The organism is Oligella sp. HMSC05A10 (genome assembly GCF_001808335.1).
Taxonomy (GTDB): domain Bacteria; phylum Pseudomonadota; class Gammaproteobacteria; order Burkholderiales; family Burkholderiaceae_B; genus Oligella; species Oligella urethralis.
Genome location: NZ_KV792869.1, coordinates 1 through 500 on the forward strand (window position 1 = coordinate 1; position 500 = coordinate 500).

Sequence of the window (500 nt, forward strand, 5' to 3'; positions counted from 1 at the left end):
CTACAACCAGGGGCTTCAATCAATAACAGTATTAGTAAGGGAAAATAAATGAAGATTAAATATAAAGATCAGTATGGCACTGAGATTTTAGATGTTTTTGGTATTTATTGGGGAGTACGAGAAGGAGGTACCAAGAAGGGGGAAGCTTTTACCTATTTTTATGCATTATATGGAACAACAGAAGTAAGTTTTATGGTTTATGACTCAAAAGAGGTTGAGGTGATTGATCCAAGACTAGAGGGTGAGTGGGTTTACGATGGAGGCGTAAGCATCAATGGGATGTTCTATGCGCCGTTAATTCAGGAGCAACTGCTTGATGATGTCATCGATAGAGACCCTGAGGCAATCAAGAAGTTTCTTCAGTTTGCTATAAAGGATGGTTTATTAGACGCAGAGCTTTATAAGGATGCGCTTTGATTTAAATGTGACATTTACCATACGTAGGTGAGTGTGGCAGGTGCGTAGGTCATAACCACTTTAGCACGGGTACCTTAAGCGCA

At 40.0% G+C, this 500-nt stretch carries 1 protein-coding gene; it reads left to right on the forward strand.

Annotation, left to right across the window (positions count from 1 at the left end):
* Window positions 1–48 precede the first annotated feature (48 nt).
* Window positions 49–417: a hypothetical protein gene (locus HMPREF3144_RS02935; RefSeq protein WP_018574015.1), complete on the forward strand. Its 369-nt coding sequence runs from the start codon at window positions 49–51 to the stop codon at window positions 415–417.
* Window positions 418–500: the final 83 nt, after the last annotated feature.

Excerpts from the sequence above, each read along its gene's own strand:
- HMPREF3144_RS02935 (WP_018574015.1), top strand. The coding sequence starts at position 49 with ATGAAGATTAAATATAAAGATCAGTATGGCACTGAGATTTTAGATGTT.